The sequence below is a fragment of the Paenibacillus sp. B-A-8 genome, from assembly GCF_048572915.1.
Lineage (GTDB): Bacteria > Bacillota > Bacilli > Paenibacillales > Paenibacillaceae > Paenibacillus_AQ.
This window is the reverse complement of record NZ_CP183882.1, coordinates 1,593,906-1,616,219: the sequence shown is the minus strand read 5'-3', so window position 1 is coordinate 1,616,219 and position 22,314 is coordinate 1,593,906. Positions and strand designations below refer to the sequence as shown.

13 protein-coding genes and 2 pseudogenes are annotated in these 22,314 nt (G+C 35.0%); 7 read left to right on the top strand and 8 right to left on the bottom strand.

Annotation, left to right across the window (positions count from 1 at the left end):
• Positions 1-382 precede the first annotated feature (382 nt).
• The 3 genes from ACN6MV_RS07285 to ACN6MV_RS07275 are packed head-to-tail and all read left to right on the top strand — an operon-like array spanning position 383 to position 3,543.
• On the top strand, positions 383-1,516 hold the full coding sequence (locus ACN6MV_RS07285; RefSeq protein ID WP_076107183.1) for a tyrosine-type recombinase/integrase: 1,134 nt from the start codon (positions 383-385) through the stop codon (positions 1,514-1,516).
• 1 nt (position 1,517) lies between these two features.
• Complete coding sequence (locus ACN6MV_RS07280) at positions 1,518-2,582, top strand: tyrosine-type recombinase/integrase (protein ID WP_419886032.1); 1,065 nt, start codon at positions 1,518-1,520, stop codon at positions 2,580-2,582.
• Between the two features lies 1 nt (position 2,583).
• Positions 2,584-3,543, top strand: coding sequence for a tyrosine-type recombinase/integrase (locus ACN6MV_RS07275; protein ID WP_419886031.1), 960 nt, complete (start codon positions 2,584-2,586; stop codon positions 3,541-3,543).
• Between the two features lie 56 nt (positions 3,544-3,599).
• Here the strand turns inward: ACN6MV_RS07275 and ACN6MV_RS07270 are convergent, their stop codons facing one another.
• The 4 genes from ACN6MV_RS07270 to ACN6MV_RS07255 all read right to left on the bottom strand — a co-directional run bounded on the left by ACN6MV_RS07270 (position 3,600) and on the right by ACN6MV_RS07255 (position 7,333).
• On the bottom strand, positions 3,600-4,199 hold the full coding sequence (locus ACN6MV_RS07270) for a viroplasmin family protein (RefSeq protein ID WP_419886030.1): 600 nt from the start codon (positions 4,197-4,199) through the stop codon (positions 3,600-3,602).
• An 85-nt stretch (positions 4,200-4,284) separates the two neighbouring features.
• A complete protein-coding gene (locus ACN6MV_RS07265) occupies positions 4,285-5,304 on the bottom strand; it encodes a DUF4238 domain-containing protein (protein ID WP_419886029.1) in 1,020 nt (339 codons plus the stop codon).
• A gap of 67 nt (positions 5,305-5,371) precedes the next feature.
• The gene (locus tag ACN6MV_RS07260) at positions 5,372-6,415 is read right to left on the bottom strand and encodes a hypothetical protein (RefSeq protein WP_419886028.1); all 1,044 of its coding nucleotides are present in this window, start codon (positions 6,413-6,415) and stop codon (positions 5,372-5,374) included.
• A gap of 81 nt (positions 6,416-6,496) precedes the next feature.
• A complete protein-coding gene (locus ACN6MV_RS07255; protein WP_419886027.1) occupies positions 6,497-7,333 on the bottom strand; it encodes a hypothetical protein in 837 nt (278 codons plus the stop codon).
• An 881-nt stretch (positions 7,334-8,214) separates the two neighbouring features.
• Here ACN6MV_RS07255 and ACN6MV_RS07250 point away from each other — a divergent pair.
• Entirely contained in the window at positions 8,215-12,027 is a 3,813-nt protein-coding gene (locus tag ACN6MV_RS07250; protein WP_419886026.1) for a hypothetical protein, read from the top strand.
• Between the two features lie 440 nt (positions 12,028-12,467).
• Positions 12,468-13,317, top strand: a pseudogene (locus tag ACN6MV_RS07245) (IS256 family transposase); the annotation flags it as partial.
• Positions 13,318-13,462: 145 nt separating this feature from the next.
• Here the strand turns inward: ACN6MV_RS07245 and ACN6MV_RS07240 are convergent.
• From ACN6MV_RS07240 to ACN6MV_RS07225, 4 genes and pseudogenes are all read right to left on the bottom strand, one after another.
• Entirely contained in the window at positions 13,463-14,707 is a 1,245-nt protein-coding gene (locus ACN6MV_RS07240) for a hypothetical protein (RefSeq protein WP_419886025.1), read from the bottom strand.
• On the bottom strand, positions 14,685-15,143 hold the full coding sequence (locus tag ACN6MV_RS07235; RefSeq protein WP_419886024.1) for a response regulator: 459 nt from the start codon (positions 15,141-15,143) through the stop codon (positions 14,685-14,687). The genes ACN6MV_RS07240 and ACN6MV_RS07235 overlap by 23 nt, the downstream gene beginning before the upstream one ends.
• A gap of 14 nt (positions 15,144-15,157) precedes the next feature.
• A complete protein-coding gene (locus tag ACN6MV_RS07230; RefSeq protein WP_419886023.1) occupies positions 15,158-18,628 on the bottom strand; it encodes a hypothetical protein in 3,471 nt (1,156 codons plus the stop codon).
• A gap of 616 nt (positions 18,629-19,244) precedes the next feature.
• A pseudogene (locus ACN6MV_RS07225) lies at positions 19,245-19,448 on the bottom strand (RNA polymerase subunit sigma-70); the annotation flags it as partial.
• Positions 19,449-19,845: 397 nt separating this feature from the next.
• On the opposite strand from ACN6MV_RS07225, the gene nrdI reads away from it, so the two are divergent.
• Positions 19,846-20,205, top strand: coding sequence for a class Ib ribonucleoside-diphosphate reductase assembly flavoprotein NrdI (nrdI, locus tag ACN6MV_RS07220; protein ID WP_283910741.1), 360 nt, complete (start codon positions 19,846-19,848; stop codon positions 20,203-20,205).
• The gene (nrdE, locus tag ACN6MV_RS07215; protein WP_419886022.1) at positions 20,192-22,276 is read left to right on the top strand and encodes a class 1b ribonucleoside-diphosphate reductase subunit alpha; all 2,085 of its coding nucleotides are present in this window, start codon (positions 20,192-20,194) and stop codon (positions 22,274-22,276) included. Before nrdI ends, nrdE begins: the two co-directional genes overlap by 14 nt.
• Positions 22,277-22,314 lie beyond the last annotated feature (38 nt).

The window sequence follows — 22,314 nt, the reverse complement described above, 5'->3', positions numbered from 1 at the left end:
TCTAGATATTTCACATGTTTATCAAAGATATCCCAGCAAAGTCCACATAAAAAAGCCTAGTTCAATTGAACTAAGCTTCATACTCCATTAAAAACAGCATAAAAAAACTTTACCAAAGTAAAGTGTTTTACGTAAAAAAGAAATTTTACGTCACGAATGGATAATAAAGGAAAAAAGTACAGGCAAAGAAATCCTAGTCTTTCCGAACTGATCCGAACGCTGTTTTTCCATTTATTTATCTTCGCCTGAGCGACTTCTCCGTCCCTGTTAAAACATTAGTAACAAGGAAAATTAGTGTGGTTCGTTGTACATCCAATTTTATACGAACCAAGTATATAAATCAATAAATACTAGAATAATAGATTTTGCGGGGGGATTATTAATGATACCTAAAATGATACAAAATACTCAACACTTCACAGAAACTGATCTAGGAAAGAAAAAAGTTAATTACACTACGCTGAAGACTATTATTGAACGCTCTGGTGCCGATCCTGAGTTTACAAACAAGTTGTTACTAGATATTGAAAAGCATATTGTAAAGCGTAATAAAAAGAGAGTTCACGTCCGTGGTAGCTCTGATTTTCCTCAGCTAATTCTTACATTTAAAAATCATTATGCTCAAAAATACTCACAGACATCATTAAAGCATCATATCTATCATGTCGGTAAGTTTTTAGGTTATGTTCAACGGCAATTTATCGGTGTAGCCCCTCTACATTCGATTTATGATTGCAAAAAATTCACTAAATCAATGGTTGTTTCCTATGAAGAACACTTAGTCGAACGGATGCATCTAGACCAAATTAAAAAAAGCACCTTGAACAGAGTGCTTTTTTCAATGAAATTATTTTTGGATATGTTATCTGCTCTTAAAGTAAATTACATTCGCTACATCATCCCGCAGTCACTGCGTGCCCAAGCCAATAGATCAAACGAATTTGTTAATCTTGAGGAAGTACATGTTCTGCTTGAATCGATAGAAAAAAGTAGTTCAAATTCAAAACTCAGGAATATGTGCATTGTATTGCTCATCATGGAACTTGGTTGCCGTCCGATTGAAGTAGCTAATATCCATCTAGATGATCTGAGGTTAACCGAAAGACTTATTACTCTCCATTCAGTTAAATCAAAAACAAGAACTCTAAAAATGAGTAAGGATCTGACGGATATGATTCATGAGTATCTTCATTTTACTCGTTCTTTATATCCAGTCGAACACAATAATCTTTTTGTGACTCATCGATCAAGGTCTCCTATAACATCTCAGATGATAAGCTCAATGTTTAATCATAGTAATAAGATTAGTTTTGGAACGATACGTTTTAGTGCAAAATCACTCCGACATACCTATGCAACTAATGCTCTTGATAATCTTAATGATTTTGATCAAGTATCTGAATCAATGGGGCACAAACATCGTCGTTCAACGGAATGGTATATTCATAGAAGTGTGCAACGTTTGCTGGCTAAATCCCTCCCCCGTAATCCTTTAAATCGAATGAACGAGGTGTAACATGGACTTTGAATACCAAGTTAATATAACTCCCGAGGAAGTATGTGAACTCTACAAAATTGATGTCCACGATTTCCTGGTGCTTGTTGAAGGCAAAAAAACTATTCGAGACGAAAAAACTATACTTTATGTTATTGAGGAATATATAAAAACCTTAAGGATGAACAGAATAAAATCAGAACTCACCATAAAGTATTACATCACAGTCCTTAGAAAATTTGCTCGGTTTTTATTACTAAAAGAGTCCGAATTTAAAATGGTAGATTTAACGGAGGAGCTTTTTTTCGAATTCACTGATACTTGTAAGCCTAGGAAAGAAGAAAAATTAACAGCTAGAACCTTCAACACCTACCAATCGATTATAAAAAACGTGATGGATTTTGCACATACACGAAGGTACGTGAGTGAGGATTTACGCTTTAAGATCGAAAAATTTAGAGGAGAAATTCTACCTAGATATCTCCCCGATGAGCTTATACCTCTAATTTTAAATCAAGCCAAACAAACTAACTGGCCATTTTTAAATTTTGCTTTAATCTATTTTATGCTTGGTACTGGATGTCGAGTGAGTGAAGTTGCGAACCTGAGGATTTGTGACTTTCAAATTCATGAGGACCTTATTTTCATACGAAAAGGGAAAGGAAACAAACAGCGTTACATCCCCATGTATCCACAAGTAAAAAAAGTCATTTTAGATTTTCTAGCGAGAACCGGAGTCTATCATTGGGACATAAGAGATGAATCTTATCTCTTTGCAAAAAGATGTTACGAGAATCGCGAACCCATCATGATTCGTAATATCCAACGAATGGTGACAGGCATATATGAAAAACTCGGGATTAAAGGAGCGTACACTGTTCACAGTTTACGACATACATTCGCGTATAATTCATTATCAGCAGGTATGGCAATATACGATCTCCAAGAAATTTTAGGTCACAATAATATTGAGACTACAAGAATCTATACAAAGCGTCGTCCCATCGATTTGAAAAATGCAGTAAATAAGTATCCATTTCCGCTTGAAAAGCTAGTTGCCCAAATTATGGGGATTGGAGAGAATTAACATGATCAATTTCAGTAAGGAAATTAATAACTATAAGAAGATAAGTAGACTATCAAAAGATAGATTCAATCAGTATCTAAACTGTCTTTATCATTTTTGCGATTTCCTTGCGGATCAACTTCACTGCAATCCAGATGAAGTGAACCTTGATAAGATTTATCAACTAAAAAATGGAGACAGCATCATCGCTTACAAACCAATAGATGCGGGGATCATTGACTACTATCTTATGGACCAAGTAAAGAATGGTTATTCAAATTTAGAGTCGTCCACCCTTGCAATGAAAAGTTTTTTTAGGTTTTTAGCAAACAACCGTAATTTCCCTAATATAGTGCCTCATATGAGATTCAAACTCAACGATTATAACCCAGCCGCAAAGCCAATACGCATACTCAGCAGGCATGAATTGCTAAGGTTTTTACATAGTTTAATATCCCATAGTGACAACTTAATCCGTGATACTCTCTTGTTTTCATTACTTTTATCTACAGGTTGTCGAATATCAGAAATAACAGAATTGAAGGTTTCTGATCTAAACTTTGAGGATGAGATGATCACACTTCTCAAAACAAAAAATAAAATCCAACGGGTTATTGTCCTTCGCAAGGGGTTTGGAGCCCTACTAAGTAAGTACCAGTCTATAAATGAATTAAAGGACAACGAATGTCTTTTCCCCGGAAAGGCCAAAAATATCCCTATTACTAGACAGTTCGCAAGTAATCTCTTTAAAGAATATCTCCTCTTGGCCAATTTACCTGATTTGAGAATTCATAGTCTCCGGCACTCCTTCGCTACTCACATGCGAGACGAAGGTATGGATTTATTAACCTTAATGGAACTTCTAGGTCATCAGAAACTTCAAACCACTCTAAATTATACTCAGTCATATTACACGAGGAATGCACACATACGAATAAAAGAGCATGAGGAATTTTATCGAAAGTTTCGATCTCGAAAATAATGTGCCCTTTATCTGCCGTAATAATGGATTTAATCTAATGTCCATTGAAATGACCATTATTCAGTAGCTTGCTGCGTAATAGATTCTTGTGTACTACTGCTCATAATCAAGTCTATCCATTCCTTATGCTCCCTCCAGCCGTTTAAGACACGAATTCCTTGGTACGCAAGTTTTTTCACCCACTCTGTTTCTGAACGAAGTGAATCTGTTTTGGTAGGCTGAATATCAACGATCTGAAATTCTGGTTCTAGATTGTCCATCTGAATGTTGGAAATCATTTTTTTATATGCCCTATATTTATGCGAGTCTTTTAAGTGATTAATTTTCCTGTATTCTATATTACGAGTTTGTCCTACATAAAAAGGTATATTAGTCCGTGGATCAATAATAAGATAAGTAAAATATGGCCCTGGCTCCTCATCTTCCATGGGAGAAGAGTAATTTTGAACAGTATATTTTGCAGTATCAAAATGAAAGATCGGACTTTTTGATTCTGGTAACATTTGCTCCCACCACATCTCAGCCAATTCAATCTTAGAAAATGACTTGTATACAGCCCCTTTATATCCTTCTACGTATTGTTTGGCTCCTTCATCCCAAATATCAAAAATCCCTATTTTTCTCCCTTTAACAACGACATAAAATTTAGTTTTCATTAGAACCTCTCTCAAAGATCTTAATAATTTTTAGACTTGTATCTTCTGAAACATCAATCCTATAAGTATAGTCCCCTACTATTTTTTAGTACTCCTGTTCTAAACTCTTTTGACGTACATGCCAAGTCTCCCACTCTCTTTTCTCATGTCCGTAGGCCACTTGATTAACAATTCTGGGATAAATCTCGCTTATTTCAAATACAGGATTTAATCCAAATATATGACGATGTGCGTTCTCAGCAATAAATCGATTAAGGGTCTCAGCTAACTCTCTGGTAACATTATTCATTCTTACCTTATTTCCGACCTGAGTATATAGCAATAATCTAGGTGATAACGGAAAGATGATTTCTGCCCCCTTATTTCCCCAGCCACCCTTAAAATCATAAGTTCCATCTTCATAATAATTTAGCCGAACTAATGGATTGTCACTTGTAACCCAAAGCAATTCTCCAGGAGAACGAAGTATACTCCATGTATGCTCATTCAGAACCTTATAAGTAGTAGTAAGTAAGTGACGGATAGAAAATAACCAAACTCCACGCCCCAACAATACTTCTGTTTTCAACAGTCCCAACTCAGATGCAGTGCCAATTTGCTTAGTTACTTTCATTGGAATTAATTTGCTATCATTATATTCCTTGTCTGCGGGAATAAGCTCCTCATTAGGGACAGCTTTCATTTTACTGAGAGCTTTCTGCATTGCCTCTTCAATGATGGTTGGCATCTCTAACTTCCATCTCTCCAATTGTTCTATATACCTTTCAGGATTACGAATATCTTGAAGTGCAACAAATCTGAGCAGATGCTCCCATTCTTGTTTACTCAAAGGCTTACCAGAACGAGCTTTAAACAAAGCAATTTGCGCGGGTGTCTCTATTTCCTGATCCATCCATACTTCAATTTCATCTGAATCAGCCCCTAGAATACTACGTGTAAATAGATGGTGGTGATTAGCTATACTCTTAATGGAAGATTGAAACCACTCCGGGACTGAACTATGCGAAACTAGAGTTCGATAAGCCCATACTCTATTATGATTATTCGCCCAGGCCTTTAAATAGGATTGTGATACATAGTGATGATTCTTTCTAAGATTCTTCAATGGACGAACCCCCATATAACCACTAATTTCATACTATTAATTACCACGCTATTACAGCCTTTCCGCACTACTCACGTCCTTCTAACCAATAACGGACCTTTTTTGTTGAACTCATACCACTAGGAGTATCTGATAAAATTTCGATCTCTACATCTTCAATACTGAGCATAGCACTACATACTGAAGGCATCCTATTCGACAAATTCATTTCTTTATGTATTTCGCCTGAGATAAAATCGATATAAGGCAAACCTTGTTCTGTTGCATTTACAATAGTCTCAAATATGTATAGCCTTATTTCATCAGTCAGACCTCTGCTATTTATAGCTGAAGCTTTATTATTTACAGTTGAAGGTTTTTGGCGACTGTTGTTAATAGCTGTTTGATTCTCCGCAAACTTACTGATCATATCAAGCTCATGTTGAGGGAATCTGTTTGGTTCACTCATCATGTATCCGACTTGCCAAAAATACATATCAACTAGTTTCATAGGGGTATATTCATTACCTTCACTTGTTAGTAACTCTCTACACTTATTAAATTCGACTTCATTATCCAGATAAAAATCTACTATAGTAACAAGTGACTCTTGGGTAAAGGATGTTTTGCTTAATCCATGCATCTTCACTGCACTCACAAAAAAACGATCGTAAGCCGGAACAATTCCAAATAGCCCTAACAGTATTTTTGAAGCAAGTGTGTCACTAACTGAGATGATCTCATTTTTACCATTAACGGGTGTAACATTACTCGAATAGGATTCTTTCACATCTTTTATGAGCATCTCAATTTCATCATAATATTGATGTGAAGGAGTATTGCCATGCTCAGGAGAGTAGAACTGTTTATACTTCTTTTCTATAAAAACTTTTCTTAAAAGATATTCATGAACTTTGTAATCCTTTTGAAGTAAAAATGTCCCTCCTCTAAGCATCCCCCAACTTGCCAGATAAAAAGATAAATGTAAACAAGCATGGTCGAATACTCTTTCTTCATTGAACATCTCATGATTACCTTTAAAAAAACGATAGCAGTGCTGCCACGATAAGAATCTGTGATGTTTATCCAATAAAGACTGCCGGTGGTACTCTGATACTATATTAAATATCATCTAATACCTCCTTACTTTTATTTATTATTCTCTATACTCAGATATAAAATTTTTACCTACAATGTGGGTTGAATCAGATCATTATATCTTTTTAAGGTTTTGTTTTTTCATATCAATAATTTTCGAATCACTATTGGCCTCTATATAATCAATCTTATCTTTATGAATATGGTAGGTTTTTGAATATTTTGAGATGTTAATTTCATTACTTGCCATTATAAATTTCACATCTGATGTCTGAAAAATATATAGATCTTGTAACACTTCTCCAGAGGTTAATTTTATTTTAACTTTAGGTATCTTATTAAAAGTCTCCTTAAAAATCTTATTTATTGGAGACATATAGAGTTTTTTAAACATAAAGAACATAGTGCTCGTTAGAATAAAAAATGCGTATACAACAAACTTATTCTCATAGTACGCATAATAAATAATATCAAAATTAGTTGTCCCACTAAAATTTAATGCTTCTTTTAATCCACTAGTTATCAACACGGTATAATATATATAAAAGGTTAGTAGTAAAAGTGTATGCGCAGCACTTAACCCTACTCTATAGAATTTGAAGCCCTTCTCTCCGATTATTTTTATTATCAACCTGTTAATAAATAATTGAAGTCGACTATTTTTAGCTTCTGCATATAATAGTCCTAAAATACTCGTAATGATAACCCCACCAAATAAACTTGCCATTAATATTGGTCTTTCATGAGGAGATACGAAAAAAAGAATAAGTATTGTAATTACTATGAAAATAGTTAGTTCATTAATGATTCTTCGTAATAATCTTGTTTTACTATTTTCAAGCAGACGAGCAGGTGGTGCGGTCCTAAAAAAATCAATAACAATAACAAGCATCATAAATACACCAAAAATACTAATCACTTGTGGAAAAGGTAGTAATTTTAAGAAATCCATATTAACCTGCCTCTCTGCAGTTAATGAGAATCTTCAATTGTTACTGCTACTTTATTAATAATACTGCTATGATCTTCAGGCACTATAAGGCTGAACGAATCTTTAAATACGCTCTCCAAAATAAGTCTCCAATGAGCAGAAATTGATTCCCAATTTCCAGACCAATTTTCATTAATATAATAAAATGCACTATATAGAGTTCGACAATTTATTTCCTTTTCCTCCGAAATAAGTATAATGAGCTACATCTATTCACAGAAAAGGGCCCAAGTTACTCACTCTTGAGCTGTCTACACAATTATGTAACATATTACCTCTTTTTTGGTAAATAAACCATTATTCTTAATCGATTATTTCAGAACAATCAATCTCAGGCACGTCCATTCATATGTAATTTTACAGATAATACTCGGACTAATTGTGGACTAACTTATAATAACCTTTACAGAACGAATATTCGTAAAAATATATTTACAAATACAATATGTTGAGTTATTTTAAATCTGTAAAAACAATATATGGTAGGGGTAGTGTTTTCAATATATTGATTATGTTTAACATTCAGATAGCTCAATAACCAACAACTTACTTCCTTGCTTCTTTATTCACTTATATAGCTTTTTCAAGTAATCTTCCTTTAAACAATGTAAATATCTGATATCCTAGTCTGCTCTCTAAATCCCTGTACTTCCTTGAAAATAGAAACTTCTTAACTTACGGTTCGATTCTCGCTCTACTGAGAAAGTTAAAGAATCCAAAAAGCTTTTTCCAAATGCTAAATGTTCTGTTTGAATTAGACAAGAATAGTATAAATAAAATATGATTTCGACTTAAAATAGTTTATAAAAAAATCATCCAAAAATTATTAAAAGGAGGTTTTTATGCTAGATATAACAGGAAACGATATTACAGAACTTAATGATACAGACCTAAGATCACTTATCGGGCTCCTTTGTGAAGCAGAACTGCATAATATGGGATTACCAATTGCAGGTGTTACATGGGGAGGACACCAAAACGCTAGTGATGGTGGTATAGATGTTCGTGTAGAAGTAGATTCAGCATTACAAAATGATGGTTTTATTCCAAGGTCTAATACGGGATTTCAGGTTAAAAAACCTGATATGCCAAGAGCTGCGATTATTGATGAAATGCGTCCTGATAATCAGCTTCGGCAGGTTATTAAAGATTTAGCGGATAATAATGGGGCATATATAATTGTAAGTAGCCAGGGCTCCACAGCAGACTCAGCTTTAAGAAATCGTAGGACAGCGATGCATACCGCAGTTTCGGATTACTTAAAAGCGGCACATCTTAAGGTTGATTTTTATGACCGTGAGCGAATTGCTGGTTGGGTTCGTTCTCATCCTTCCCTTATTTTGTGGGTACGCCATAAAATAGGTCGTCCAATTCAAGGATGGAAAACCTACGGAAATTGGGCAAACAGCCCGGGTGGGACTGATGAAGTATATATTACAGATGGCTGTGTCCGTCTATATAACACAACAAGGCTAAAATCTGACGCAATTTCTGTAACAGAAGGAATAAAAGAACTTCGAGGTATTCTTAGTCGTCCAGGATCCTCAGTACGTCTAATAGGTTTATCTGGAGTGGGAAAAACACGCTTAATACAGTCTTTATTTGATAGTCGAATTGGTGAGAGAGCACTTAATTCATCTCATGTATTTTACTCGGATATTAGTGATAGCCCCCATCCTGACCCTAGAAATTTTGCTGAAATGTTAACTACCTCCCAAAGACCACTAATACTTATAGTTGATAACTGTCCACCAGAATTACATAGAAGATTAACTTCTATATGTTCAGCAGCCGGAAGTCAACTTAGTCTTCTGACTGTTGAATATGATGTGAGAGATGATCAACCTGAAGAAACTGAAGTTTATCGTCTGGAGCCAGCATCCAGTGACTTAATTGAGAAAATTATTCTTAACCGATTTGCTCATATAACTGAAATTGGTGCTAGAACTATAGCCGAATTTGCAGGTGGTAATGCACGAATTGCTATTGCATTAGCAAAAACTATTGAAAAGGGAGAAGATATATCTCAACTAAGAGATTACGATTTATTCGAGAAATTATTTCAACAAAGGAATATCCCGGATAACAAACTCCTCAAAGTGGCGGAAGTGTGCTCGCTTGTCTACTCATTTGACATTCGAACAAGTGAAGTCGACGATAACGAACTAAAAATAATTGGTTCTCTAATAAATCTTAGTGCTCGTGAAATCTATGAAAATGTAGTTGAACTCAAACGACGTGAACTTGTTCAAGAGAGAAGTCATTGGCGAGCAGTGCTTCCACATGCGATAGCAAACAGACTTGCTGAAAGAGCACTTCAGAACATACCAGCTAATATTATAACTGATACTTTTTTTAATAGCGGATCAGAAAGATTATTAAAATCATTCTCTAGACGACTAGGATACTTACACAATTCATATTCAGCAAAGGAGATTTCTAGAGAATGGCTTTCCGATTCTGGGTTGTTAGGCAATATTATGGGTTTAAATGCGTTCGGTGTTTCTCTACTTAGAAATATAGCACCTGTAGATCCGAACTCAGTTTTATCTCTTCTAGAAGGTGTTATTAGTAAGGAAAATTCTCATATATTTTTTTCACGTGAGAATGATCATTACATTGATTTTACTAGAATTCTTAGATCTATAGCATATGACCCACTTTTATTCGAAAGAGCTACCCATCTTTTATGTCGATTTGCTTTGGTTGAAAACTCCGAAGAAAATAATAATTCAATAAGAAAGTTATTAAAATCATTGTTCTATATTTATCTCTCAGGCACTCATGCAACTCCCGAGCAGCGAGTTAGTGTAATTTCTACTTTAATAGAGTCTGACTCAGAAGACCAAGTAGATTTGGGTGTATCATTGTTAAGTGCAGCATTAGAAGCATGGCATTTCAGTTCAAGTTACAGTTTTGAATTTGGCGCTCATGTAAGAGACTATGGCTGGTCACCAAAATGTAGGACAGATATAAATCATTGGTACAAGACATTTATTGATTACGTATTACCATTAGCGGTTGCTGAAAATTCTTTAGCCCTTAAAATTAGATCTCTTCTGTCTATGAAATTCAGAGGTTTATGGACTAAAGCTGCGATGTATGATGAATTAGAAATAATGACTAAATATATTGCTGCGAAACATACTTGGAATGATGGATGGACTGCCGTAAAAAGTACAATTAGATTTGATGCAAAAGAAATGACAACAAGTATTATTGAAAGATTAAATAATCTGACTAAGATTCTGGCACCACGTTCTTTGATTGATAAAGCCAGACTATTTGCACTCTCTGGTTATAAAAGCGCTTTGGACATAATTGATACTATTGAAGATGAAGCTGATATAACTGAAAGTTATGCTAAAATACAAAACACTGCTCGCTCACTTGGGCAAGAAATTGGTTACAATATGGAGTTAGTAGATAAAATGATACCGGAACTTTTAAGCAATGAGGGGCTAAGAATTTTTGATTTCGGCCAAGGTTTGTCGGAAAGCGTTGGTGATTTAAGAGGAATATGGGATAATATGCTACATCATTTAGACTCTATACCGGAATCCAAGCGTAACTTTCAGTTGTTTCGAGGATACTTAAATGGACTTTCTAATACTAATAATGAATTATGTGAAAACTTATTAGATGAAGCCGTTATGAATCAGCATTTATCTGCAAATTTCCCTATCTTTCAGACCAGTGTAAGTATCAACCAAAAAGGATTAGGACGCTTAAAACAGGCACTTGAACTAGAGAAAGCTCCAATTTGGATGTATCAAAATTTATCGTATGGTAGGGTACTCGATACTATCGACGATAGTGAATTCTGTGAATTAGTACAGCTCATTTCCTCAAAAAGTGAAGGAAACATCGTTGCAATCAATATACTCCAAATGAAAATTCACGGAGAGAACAAGGGAAATATTAGTGATGAAATTATTGTATTAGGACAAGAACTACTCGTGCAATATTCATTTAGTCGTAATTATGCAGCCCATAAGGATTATGAACTAGCATTATTAGTAAAATACTGTTTTTCTGATAAAGAAGAGGAAAAAGCGACGGAAAACATCCGAATAGTAGCCAATAAAATTGCCACAGCACTCGAAAACTATGAAATTTATCTCACTGATTTTGATGATGTTTTGGAAGCGATAGCTTTAACACACCCATTATTATTTCTTGATGTTTTTTTAGAAAAAGAAGAAGTTGTTTATAGCATGGCTCGTCTAGTTTCAGATGAAATACACTCTTCAACAAATCCGTTATCTGCCATCAATGACGATGTAATTCTTTATTGGTGTGCTATTGATCCAGAGGTTCGTAATCCAATAATATCATCTGTTATATTGCCATACAGAGATTTTGGACATGGAATCGAGTGGACACCAATCGCCATTACTTTGATTAAGAATTCCTCCGATCCAGTTTTAGTTTTGGAGGAATTTAAACACACATTTAGACCGACTTCTTGGAGTGGTTCTCGGGCAGAAGTTATGCAAAGATATATTCCACTAATATCCCAGCTTAAACAACATGAGGATCACATTGTCTCACAATGGGCCATCCAAGAAGAGAGAGCATTCAATGAAGAAATCCGTTCTGAACGCAAATGGGAATTGGCACGAGATAAGGAGTTCACCGAAAGATTTGAATAGTTGGCATGCTCCTTCTTTATGAAACTCTTAATTCCACATCTAATCCTCCTCTACATTTACAGTCAGGACGTTAAGTATTCCTAACTAAAATATTCGTCAAACAGACTGCTCAACACTTGAGTAGTCTGTTAATATTAATAAACCATACTCCTGTTGCTTAAAACTCAAGATACAGCTTTATCAGCGTTCACTTCATACTTCTCAATCAGTACCAGCGCTCTATTATTTTTCCGCTATTTCAATTCATCTCCCTAAGTTTAATCGAATCGACTTTTAATTAATTTCCAGGCTCAAATCCATTATTTACAACCTCCACACCTTTTCAAATAACAATAACTCTTGAATATTTACCACTGATCTTCAGATTAAAGCAACGGAGTTAGTAAACAAAATGATCAATATTCTAATCTCCATCACAGGATTTAATGCTATGAGCTTGGACTGATATCGAAGAACAAATTATTTCCCTGTATGCTAAAGACATCAGCACCAGCGAAATTCAAGATCATCTGGGGCAAATGTATAGCATTGAAGTCTCTCTTACACTCATTTCCAATATCACTAATATGGATTGTACCCCTCATTAAAGAGTGGCAAAATCGGCCTTTACAAGGCGTCTACGCTATTGTCTATCAGGATGCGATTCACTTCAAGGTCAAGCAAGATGAAGCCATAATTAACAAGGCTTCCTACATGGTCATTGGCATCGATCTGGACGGAAATAAAGACGTCCTAGGGATGATGTGGATTGGTGAGAATGAATCCGACAAGTTCTGACTTAGTGTGCACAATGATCTTAATAATCGTGGGTTTCAAGACATTCTTATTATCTGTGTGAACAACCTATCAGGGTTCTCTCAGGCGAATGCAGCTTGCTATCCCCAAACCGAAATTCAGAAGTGTATTATCCACCAAATCCGTAGCTCCATACTGTACATATCGTACTAGGACATTAAGAAGGTAACTACTGACTTAAAGCCCATTTACAAGGCAGCTACTGAGGAAGGTGCCTTGCTTGAGCTTGACCTTTTTGAGGAGATATGGGGAGCAAAGTATCCCTTAATTATCCGTTCTTGGCGGACAAATTGGGACGAACTGCTACCTTTTTTTAGTATCCGCCAGAGATTCGCAAACTAATTTACACAACCAATATGATTGAGTTACCGCCGTCAGCTTCGTAAGGTGACGAAGGGAAAGAGCATCTTCCCTACCAATGAAGTTCTACTTAAAATGCTATATCTGGGCACTGTCGACGTCACTCACAATTGGACGGGACATATCCTAAATTGAGGGCACTTGCTTCTTCAACTCTCAGTTTTTTTCCGGGTCGAGCGGGTCAACACTTGCATAAATTCGCAAGTCCCCCTCGGGGGAACTTAAGCTTAAGAGAGTTTACACAAAATTATTGACAGACCTTTATGATCCTGCATTTTTACTACATTAATATATTTGTTACAAAAAACTTCAGGAAATTTGCACTAACATACGCAGCATAAGCCTGATGGTCATCTCCCTTTTCTTTATCTGCAAAATCCGAAATTGATTTCATACAAATAGGAATAGGTTTTGGCTTTAAAGATTGCTGTGCAGCATAATATACCCCGTATGCTTCCATGTCTAAACCATCGGCACTCCTTAGATGATTCTTTATCATCATTTCAATGACTGAGCTATTTTGAACTACTGAATCTCCACTAGCCATATAGCCTGTTCTAATTGAAGGTACCTTATACTCATTATTATTAGGCCAATTATCGTATATTTTTCTTAACTCTTCTTTGAAGGAATTCGATACAATATTAATAATATCAGGATCAGTCGAGATGGATGATGCTGTGGGTATAAAGAATTTTAGCGGATTCCTAATCGCCTCTTCAGCTTCTTCTAAATTTTTAGGAGTAGTATATTTCCCACTACAATAATCCTTAACTTCTCTGGGGATGATAATATCTCCAAATTCGTATTCATTTTTAACACCTCCAGCGATACCAGGCATTATTATATATCTTGGTGCAAACTTTAAAATCATCTTCATTGAAATTGTGGCTGCAGGAACCATGCCCATCTGTGTTAAACTTGTTGTTATTACTTTTATACCTTTACTATTATTTTTCCACATAGTACTATAATACACTGTCGAATCATCTTCAAAGGTGACCTTTTCCCAATCCTCAGAAAGTTTTCTTACAGCTTCTTTTTCACATTCTACAGCCGTTAATATTGCAATATCGTAATAATGTTCTCTCTTTTCTTGGGGAGACTCAAGGTATCTTTTCAAGTAAAGAACTTTATCATTTATCTTTTCTTTCCATTCTTCCGAAGTATCGTTGTAAACAATAATTTCAAATGATTTTTTTAGGACTTCATCCTTATATTTCTCCATTAAATCACCATGAGATGTTAATACAATTATCTCAGTAGGTGCAAATACTCTCTTATCATCACTTAATATCTTTATTAATTTCAGCCCACCATCATCATGCAATTTATTCCCATAATTTTCGGGAATGCACATATCAACTACCATTAAAGCATATCTCTCATTTAGCATTTTCCCAATTGCATCATTAATACTTGGAACAATAATAATATCTGTTTCAACTATTTCATTATTATTTAATAATGCATCTTTAACATTTGACGCTTTCACATTTTCGTCATCTACTATTAGTATTTTCATTTATATTCTCACTTATCATCGTTAATTTTAATAAATTTAATAAAGAGTGTTGCCATTCTACTGAAGTAGAATCATATCTTACATAACCAATATAGTATTTATCATATTTTTCAATTATTTCTTTCTGTAACTCATCTAATGTTATTACTTTCTCAGCTGTTTCGAAATCATCAAAACCTGTAACTACAATAACTTTTAAATCATATCTTTTTCTTTTAATTTCGCGTAATACATACATTCCTGCGTAACTATCAAAATTTTCTTTGCTAGATTCATCTTCACAGATTGGCATACTCATGTCTAGTAATAGGTAATCAAACTTATTTTCCATTAACTCCATTAGACCAGTTTGACATGATTTTTTCCATACTAGTTCTGGGTTAAAAACACTTAAAATTTCTTTAATATGCTGGTATTTTTCTTCTTGATCTTCCATGCATATAATTCTCATCATTCAACCACCACATATTCAAACTTATTTAAATCAATAGCAATGCTAATATCAAAAAAGCCCTTATTCTCTTTCTGCACAAATACAGCTGAACTATTTAAATTATAATATATTGTTCTTGCCACCTTATATAAACCTGATCCACCTTCCTTAATACTTTCTTTTCGAAACTTTCCGTTGTATATATTGCCTATTCTTTCTCCTACATTATTTAATAGTTCCACTTCATCAACCTCTGTAGACAAATTATTAATCACATTGAAAACTAATGAATAATTATGAAACTTTGGATTAATAATTTTGTAATCATTAGAAAAAAAAGTTTCTATTTCACTACCTGTATATGGTTTTACATTTATCTCCAATTCCAAATCATTCATATTTGATATTTTAGAATGTTGAACCGCATTTCTTATAAAAATAGCCATGATATCAACTAAGTATGGGAATATCTGTCCTTGATATTTTTTCTTACATTCAACATTTTTCCTAACAATCGCATCACGAAATTGATGGTTCATATCATCTTCTATTTCACAACAAAACTCTATTAATTCTTCCATGGTGAAATCCGGATATTTTTCATTATCCATGTTAAATATGTCTTTGAAAGTTTCTATATCTTCGATATATTTTGCTTTTGTAATCTCAATTTTTCGTAACATTTCTCTTTTAGAATTTAAATTAAATTCTAATTTTCTTATGCCTGTTTCAAGTTCAGAGATTGCCTCAATATAATATGGCCTTAATTCATTGTCAGTTCGCTCTCTTATTTTTTTCAATATTTCATTTGTATAAAAGTCTAAATTTTTTATTACAAAATGATAAAATTCTTCTATGTCATCTATTTTAATATTAAGTGAAGAAATATTACTTGTAAAATTACTATAATCAAATAGCCCTTCACTATTTTTACTTTTCTTAATTCTAATCCACTTTTCTTTTATTTCTTGAATTTTGTTATCTATTCTTTGCGAAAATTTCGAAAGCTTTTCTATTACAATTAGATATTCATCCTCAGATAACTTAGCCTTCCAATATTCATTTACAATATAATCAGCGCTGTTATCCTTAACCTTTTTAGAAAACAATTTTTCATTTTCGAATACTCTTTTCAGGTTATCATTACAATAATTATGTCTAATACGAGTACTTAAAAAATCTTCCAAAGAATATGGTGATTCGTTTAAATAAGCTTTTTTTATTTTTTCAATGATTCCGTAATTAAAGTTCGTGTTATCCCAATATTGCTCTGATAAAAATGGATAGCTATGTATGTCTTCTTTGGAACCATGGAATACTTTTTTTAGTTCTTGAACAGATTTAAACTTTAAAAATTCCTGATTCAATTCTTCTCTTAAATATTTAAACAAATTCTCTTTATCAATAAATATTCTATTATGATTAAATGAATCTATCTTCTTTTGTAATTGGCTCGATTTATATATAGAGTTTAATTCTGAAAGATATTCTTTTTGCCCTGACAAATCATGTTGCAATAAAGTTCTTAAAACAGTTGCTCTCAATTCGGCAGCACTACCGCCTACTTCAGTTTTTGAAACATAGTCTTTCATAAGTAAAGGTTGTGTGCACACTTTATTTAAAAAAATTATATCGTAAGCATTTAATGTTTGAAATTTTTCAATAAGTTCTTTTATAGTTCTACAATTTTGAGATTCTAAGTAGTCTAGATAGGCAGTTATAACCTCATCATTTAAACTCTTATAATATAAACGCAATACAATTGGTCTACATATATTGGCTCGTATTCGTACATCGCCCTCTGATAATACTTCTATTCTATTTATTAAATTCCTTAATTGCATTTGAGCAATAAGTTCTTTTGAGATCATATAACTTTCTACATAAAGATTCATTGCGATAATATACTCTTTAACTTCTAAATAACAGCTATATAAAGTTCTTCTAACTCTTTCTTGATAATATAAACCACTTTGTTTATAATCAAAAAAATCCAAAAATTCTCTGCACTTCTCAATACTTAATTTATATTCTTTTTTTCCCATTAACTGCTTGATTTCATAGTATCTCCACCTAATGGGATCTATCTTTACTTGTAAACTATTGTCCACATTACCTGTCAAAGTATATAAATGCAATTGACTTGTAGCTGGTGCAATCATTTTAAATAAGTCCAAAAACTCTTCTTTATCACCATTATTAGTTGTGACCTGATAAAAAAGAGGAGTTAGAGCATTATCATTCAATACAGATAAATTAAGAATTTCATCACAATAATTATTATTGAGCTTTCTTACCAATATACCTAAAATCTTATACTTCCATGAAGTTCCATATAGTAATTTATAATAGCCACCTATTCTATGTGTGCTTTTCTCGATTTCGTAATTAAAAGTATATATATTATATATTTCTGCCCACAACTCTCCAAACGAAATTTTTTCATTTGATATATCTATTCCCGCTTTCAGAAGAAGATTACATAAATTAAAATCATGCTTAAATTTGTCTATATGTTTTGAAAATTCATCTTTCAATTCAGAATATTTACCACAAGTATATTTTTCAAGTAAAGAGCAAATGCTCTCCTCAAGATTTATACTTCTATCTATTTCTGAAAAAGCTAGAAATAAGTTTCTAATTCTAAAATCGTTAGAATCTTTATAAATTTTACAAATACATTCTTTAACTATAAAATAATTGTCTTTTCTACTACCTAAAACTTGTAAGGAGTCGATATAAGTTTCATAATAATCAATGAATGAAAGTTGCTCATCAAATATTAATGCTGATTTAATTCCCTGGACATTTTTCAAAGACACAATATTTAACTTATGATCGAAATACTTCCATGTAATATGTTTTTTATCCCCGCTATCCAGCAAACGTTGAATACTATTTAGATATTCATCAAAGCCTATTAATTTATTTGTCAATTTTTCATAATAATATAAAAGAAATGATGATAAATTATTATTGTTTGATATAGTTTTAATTTTCTGCAACATTTCAATTGATTCATGTTGTTTTTCTTGTAGATTCAAAATTAAAAATCGTTGATGCAAACCCCAAATTGAATAACACACTTTTTTCTCAATAGCATCTAACAATTTAAGAGCTTCTTCATATTTTTCATCAAATAAAGCTTTCTCATATTTCACCTTATAAGTTACAAAAAAATCAACTTGCTGTTTATATACTTCTACTATGCATGTTCCCCATCGTAAAATGCTGCTAATTGAGTTATCTCTATCACTGTTATAACTCATTTCTCTTTTACATAACATTTCAACAGAACTTGGAAAATAATCATTTTTCATTTTATTTGACAACGTTCTATTCTGGGTTACCCAGTTTAACGCATGTGTTATTTCCCCATTTTTAATATCCCGTATATAACTGTAAAAATTTCTATTTGGATGTTGTTGTTTCAACTTTATAATAGAATTAATATAGTTCACATACACAACATACTCATTTTTAGCCATTTTCTATTTTTTCTCTCCCCTATGACTTTTTCCAAAACACATTATCCTATAAAATCATATAAATTACTGTGACATCAACCTTATATCTTTACTACAAACCAATATATAGAATAACTTAACTCCCCTTAATTTCGCAGTCCATCCGACATCATTCAACCATTATAATTAGCATGCTCGTTCTTATGATTCTTTATTTCAAAAACGAACAATGCGGTTTAGATAAGACCACATGTTCCACCTTACATATTCAACAAAAAAATATTCTAAAGTCGTTTAACCCGTTTGTTGAGTTGATATTGTACAAATTTTCAACCTATAAGTCCTTATAACTCGAGAAGTTTAAAGCAAGTAAAAGTATAAAAATCGTTCTTAATACAACATATATTTACACATTCCCCCTTTATTCTGGCAAACAGTTAAATTGTACCATGTGTTTTGATCTTTGTAGAGGGAAAAGTTATTTATTAGTCTTAACTCATACAAATGAAAAAAGCTCCCTAATAAGGAAGCATTAATTTGAACTGTTTATTCATCAGATACACTCCGCTAATTATCGCTCCGTTAGTTCACTCCCTTCTTGCTTGTCCATCAAAACAACATCGTATTGTGTCCACAACCTCTTTACTATATGGGCGACAAGTCTCAAATTGTGCTCGATAAGCAAATTTCGGGCTTTAGCATCCCCTTCAGCCATCATGCCTAAGTATTTGCTTTCCTCCTGCTCCGAGAGCGGCTGTGGAAATGCGTTGTTCCTTACGTAGGATACCAGCAACGTCAGTTCTTTGATTAGCAACGCGATCGTACTTAAGAATCCAGGCAACTTGGCGACACCTCCCGCACTTGTACAATGAAACCGATCTGTTAGCCTTACGGGTTCATGGTCATCTTATTGTATGTGGGTAGATGCCTAGAAGTGCATGTACGGGGGAAATTGTACAACTCCTATATTTTTGATTCATTTGCTTCGACAATGAAGCATCTGATCCCGCTGATAAATGGTGTATTGTCGGGATTTTAATAGATTAATAGAGCGTTTTGCAGACCAACTAACAGCTATTAATGTTGTACTTTTCATGTTGACTTTTCAACATATAGTGATTAAAATAAACAACGCACACTAAATATAGTATCCATATGATTTTCCAGTATTTATAGCTTATCTATTCAATCTTTACAGTATTTAAATCAGGTTTAATATATACAGGGGGAGAGACTCCATGCTAGTCGCTTACGATTCGAAAACGGGAAACGTCAAACGCTTCATTGGTAAGCTTAAGCTGCCAGCTGTGCAGATTGAAGAGCATATGACCATTGATGAGCCCTATGTGCTTATTACATATACCACCGGCTTTGGACAGATTCCAGAGAAGGTGTCTACTTTCTTAAAGAACAATAATTCCAATTTGAAAGGCATCGCCGCCAGCGGCAACAAGAACTGGGGCGAGCTGTTCGCGCATAGCGCAGACTTGATTGCAGATCGGTACAACGTGCCAGTTATCGGTAAATTTGAGCTATCGGGTACTTTTGGTGATGTGGAACGAATTAAACAGGAGGTGAGCCGAGTTGCGGCATATTGAATTAAACAACATGTTGATGAAGAGAGACGAAAGTGGTTTCTTTCAATTGGATAAAGACCTTGAGGCAGTAGCCGAATTTATGAGGCATGTAGAACGGCGGAGCTTGGTTTTTGCCAATACAAAAGCCAAAATTGATTATATGATTGAACAGGATTTCTACGAAAATTTTTATGAGCAGTACAGCTTGGCTGAGATTGAAGATGTCTACCAAATTACCCATTCTTATAACTTCAGTTTTCCATCCTATATGGCAGCTTCCAAGTTCTATACGGATTACGCTGTAAAAAGCAATGACCGCAAGCAATATCTGGAGCATTATCCGGATCGTGTGGCGGCAGTTGCCCTTCACCTAGGACGCGGCAACGCCGCTACTGCCAGCATGCTTGCCCGTTCGATGATGGAGCAGCGTCTGCAGCCAGCGACTCCTACCTTCTTGAATGCCGGCAAGAGCCGGCGCGGTGAGCTTGTCTCCTGCTTCCTTATTGAAATGGACGACTCGCTGAATTCGATCAACTATGTGCTCAATACCTGCATGCAGCTATCGAAGATCGGCGGTGGCGTGGCTGTCAACCTGTCCAAGCTCCGTTCCCGTGGAGAGACAATCAAGGGTGTCGAGGATGCGGCTAAGGGCATTATACCTGTGCTCAAGCTTATGGAAGACGGCTTCTCCTATGCTGACCAGATGGGTCAACGTAAAGGTTCTGGAGCCGCCTACTACAACATTTTTGGCTGGGATGTTCTTGAATTTCTCGACAGTAAGAAGATCAACGCCGACGAAAAAACAAGACTCAAAACCCTGTCCATCGGCCTGATCATTCCGAATCGTTTCTATAAGCTGGCGAAGGACAATGAACCGCTCCATGTATTTGCCCCTTACAGTGTGTACAAGGCTTATGGCACGCATCTTGATGACATGGATTTGGATGAAATGTACGATAAGCTGCTAGCCGATCCACGTGTCAAAAAGAGAAAGGCCATGAGCGCACGGGATATGCTGACCAAAATCGCCATGATCCAGCTGGAATCTGGCTATCCATATATTATGAACAAGAGCAACGCCAACGAGGCCCATGCCCTGAAAAACGTCGGACAGATCAAAATGTCCAACCTCTGCACGGAAATCTTCCAGCTGCAGGAGACCTCAGAAATTGCTGACTACGGACAGGAAGATACCATCCGCCGTGATGTAAGCTGCAATCTGGCTTCCCTGAACATTGTCAACGTGATGGAGCATGGCAAAATCCGTGAATCGGTACATGAAGGCATGATCGCATTGACTGCCGTCAGCGATATGACCAGCATCTCTAATGCCCCAGGCGTAGCCAAAGCTAACAAAGAAATGCACTCCGTCGGTCTCGGCGTCATGAATCTACACGGCTATCTGGCCAAGAATAAGATTGCTTATGAGAGCGAACAGGCTCGCGACTTTGCCCGGACCTTCTTCATGACCATGAACTACCATTCACTGGAAAAAAGCATGGAGATCGCTGCTGCAACGGGCCGCTCTTTCCATGGATTTGACGCTTCTGATTATGCTACCGGAGCTTATTTCGAGCGTTACCTGACTACGGATTACCGCCCTGTAACGCCAAGGGTACAAGAGCTGTTCGGAGATATTTTCATCCCATCCCTTACGGACTGGGAACAACTACGGGATGCAGTAAAAGTAAATGGCCTATACCATGCTTACCGTTTGGCAATTGCGCCGACAGCCAGCATTTCCTATATTCAAAATGCTACTTCAAGCGTTATGCCTATTGTAGAGCAGATTGAGACACGGACTTATGCCAATTCGACGACTTACTATCCGATGCCGTACCTGCGTCCAGACAATGTATTTTTCTATAAATCGGCTTACCAAATGGATCAGTTCAAGGTAATCGATTTGATCGCGGAAATTCAGCCCCATATCGATCAGGGCATCTCGACCGTTCTGCATGTGAACAGCGATGTCTCCACCAGAGAACTGGCCCGCTCCTATCTGTATGCGGCGCATAAAGGCCTGAAGTCGCTGTATTACACCCGGACCAAAAAGCTGTCCGTTGAGGAATGCCTCACCTGCTCGATCTAACTGGAAGGCTATAGCCGCAGAAAAGGAGATTGCCATAT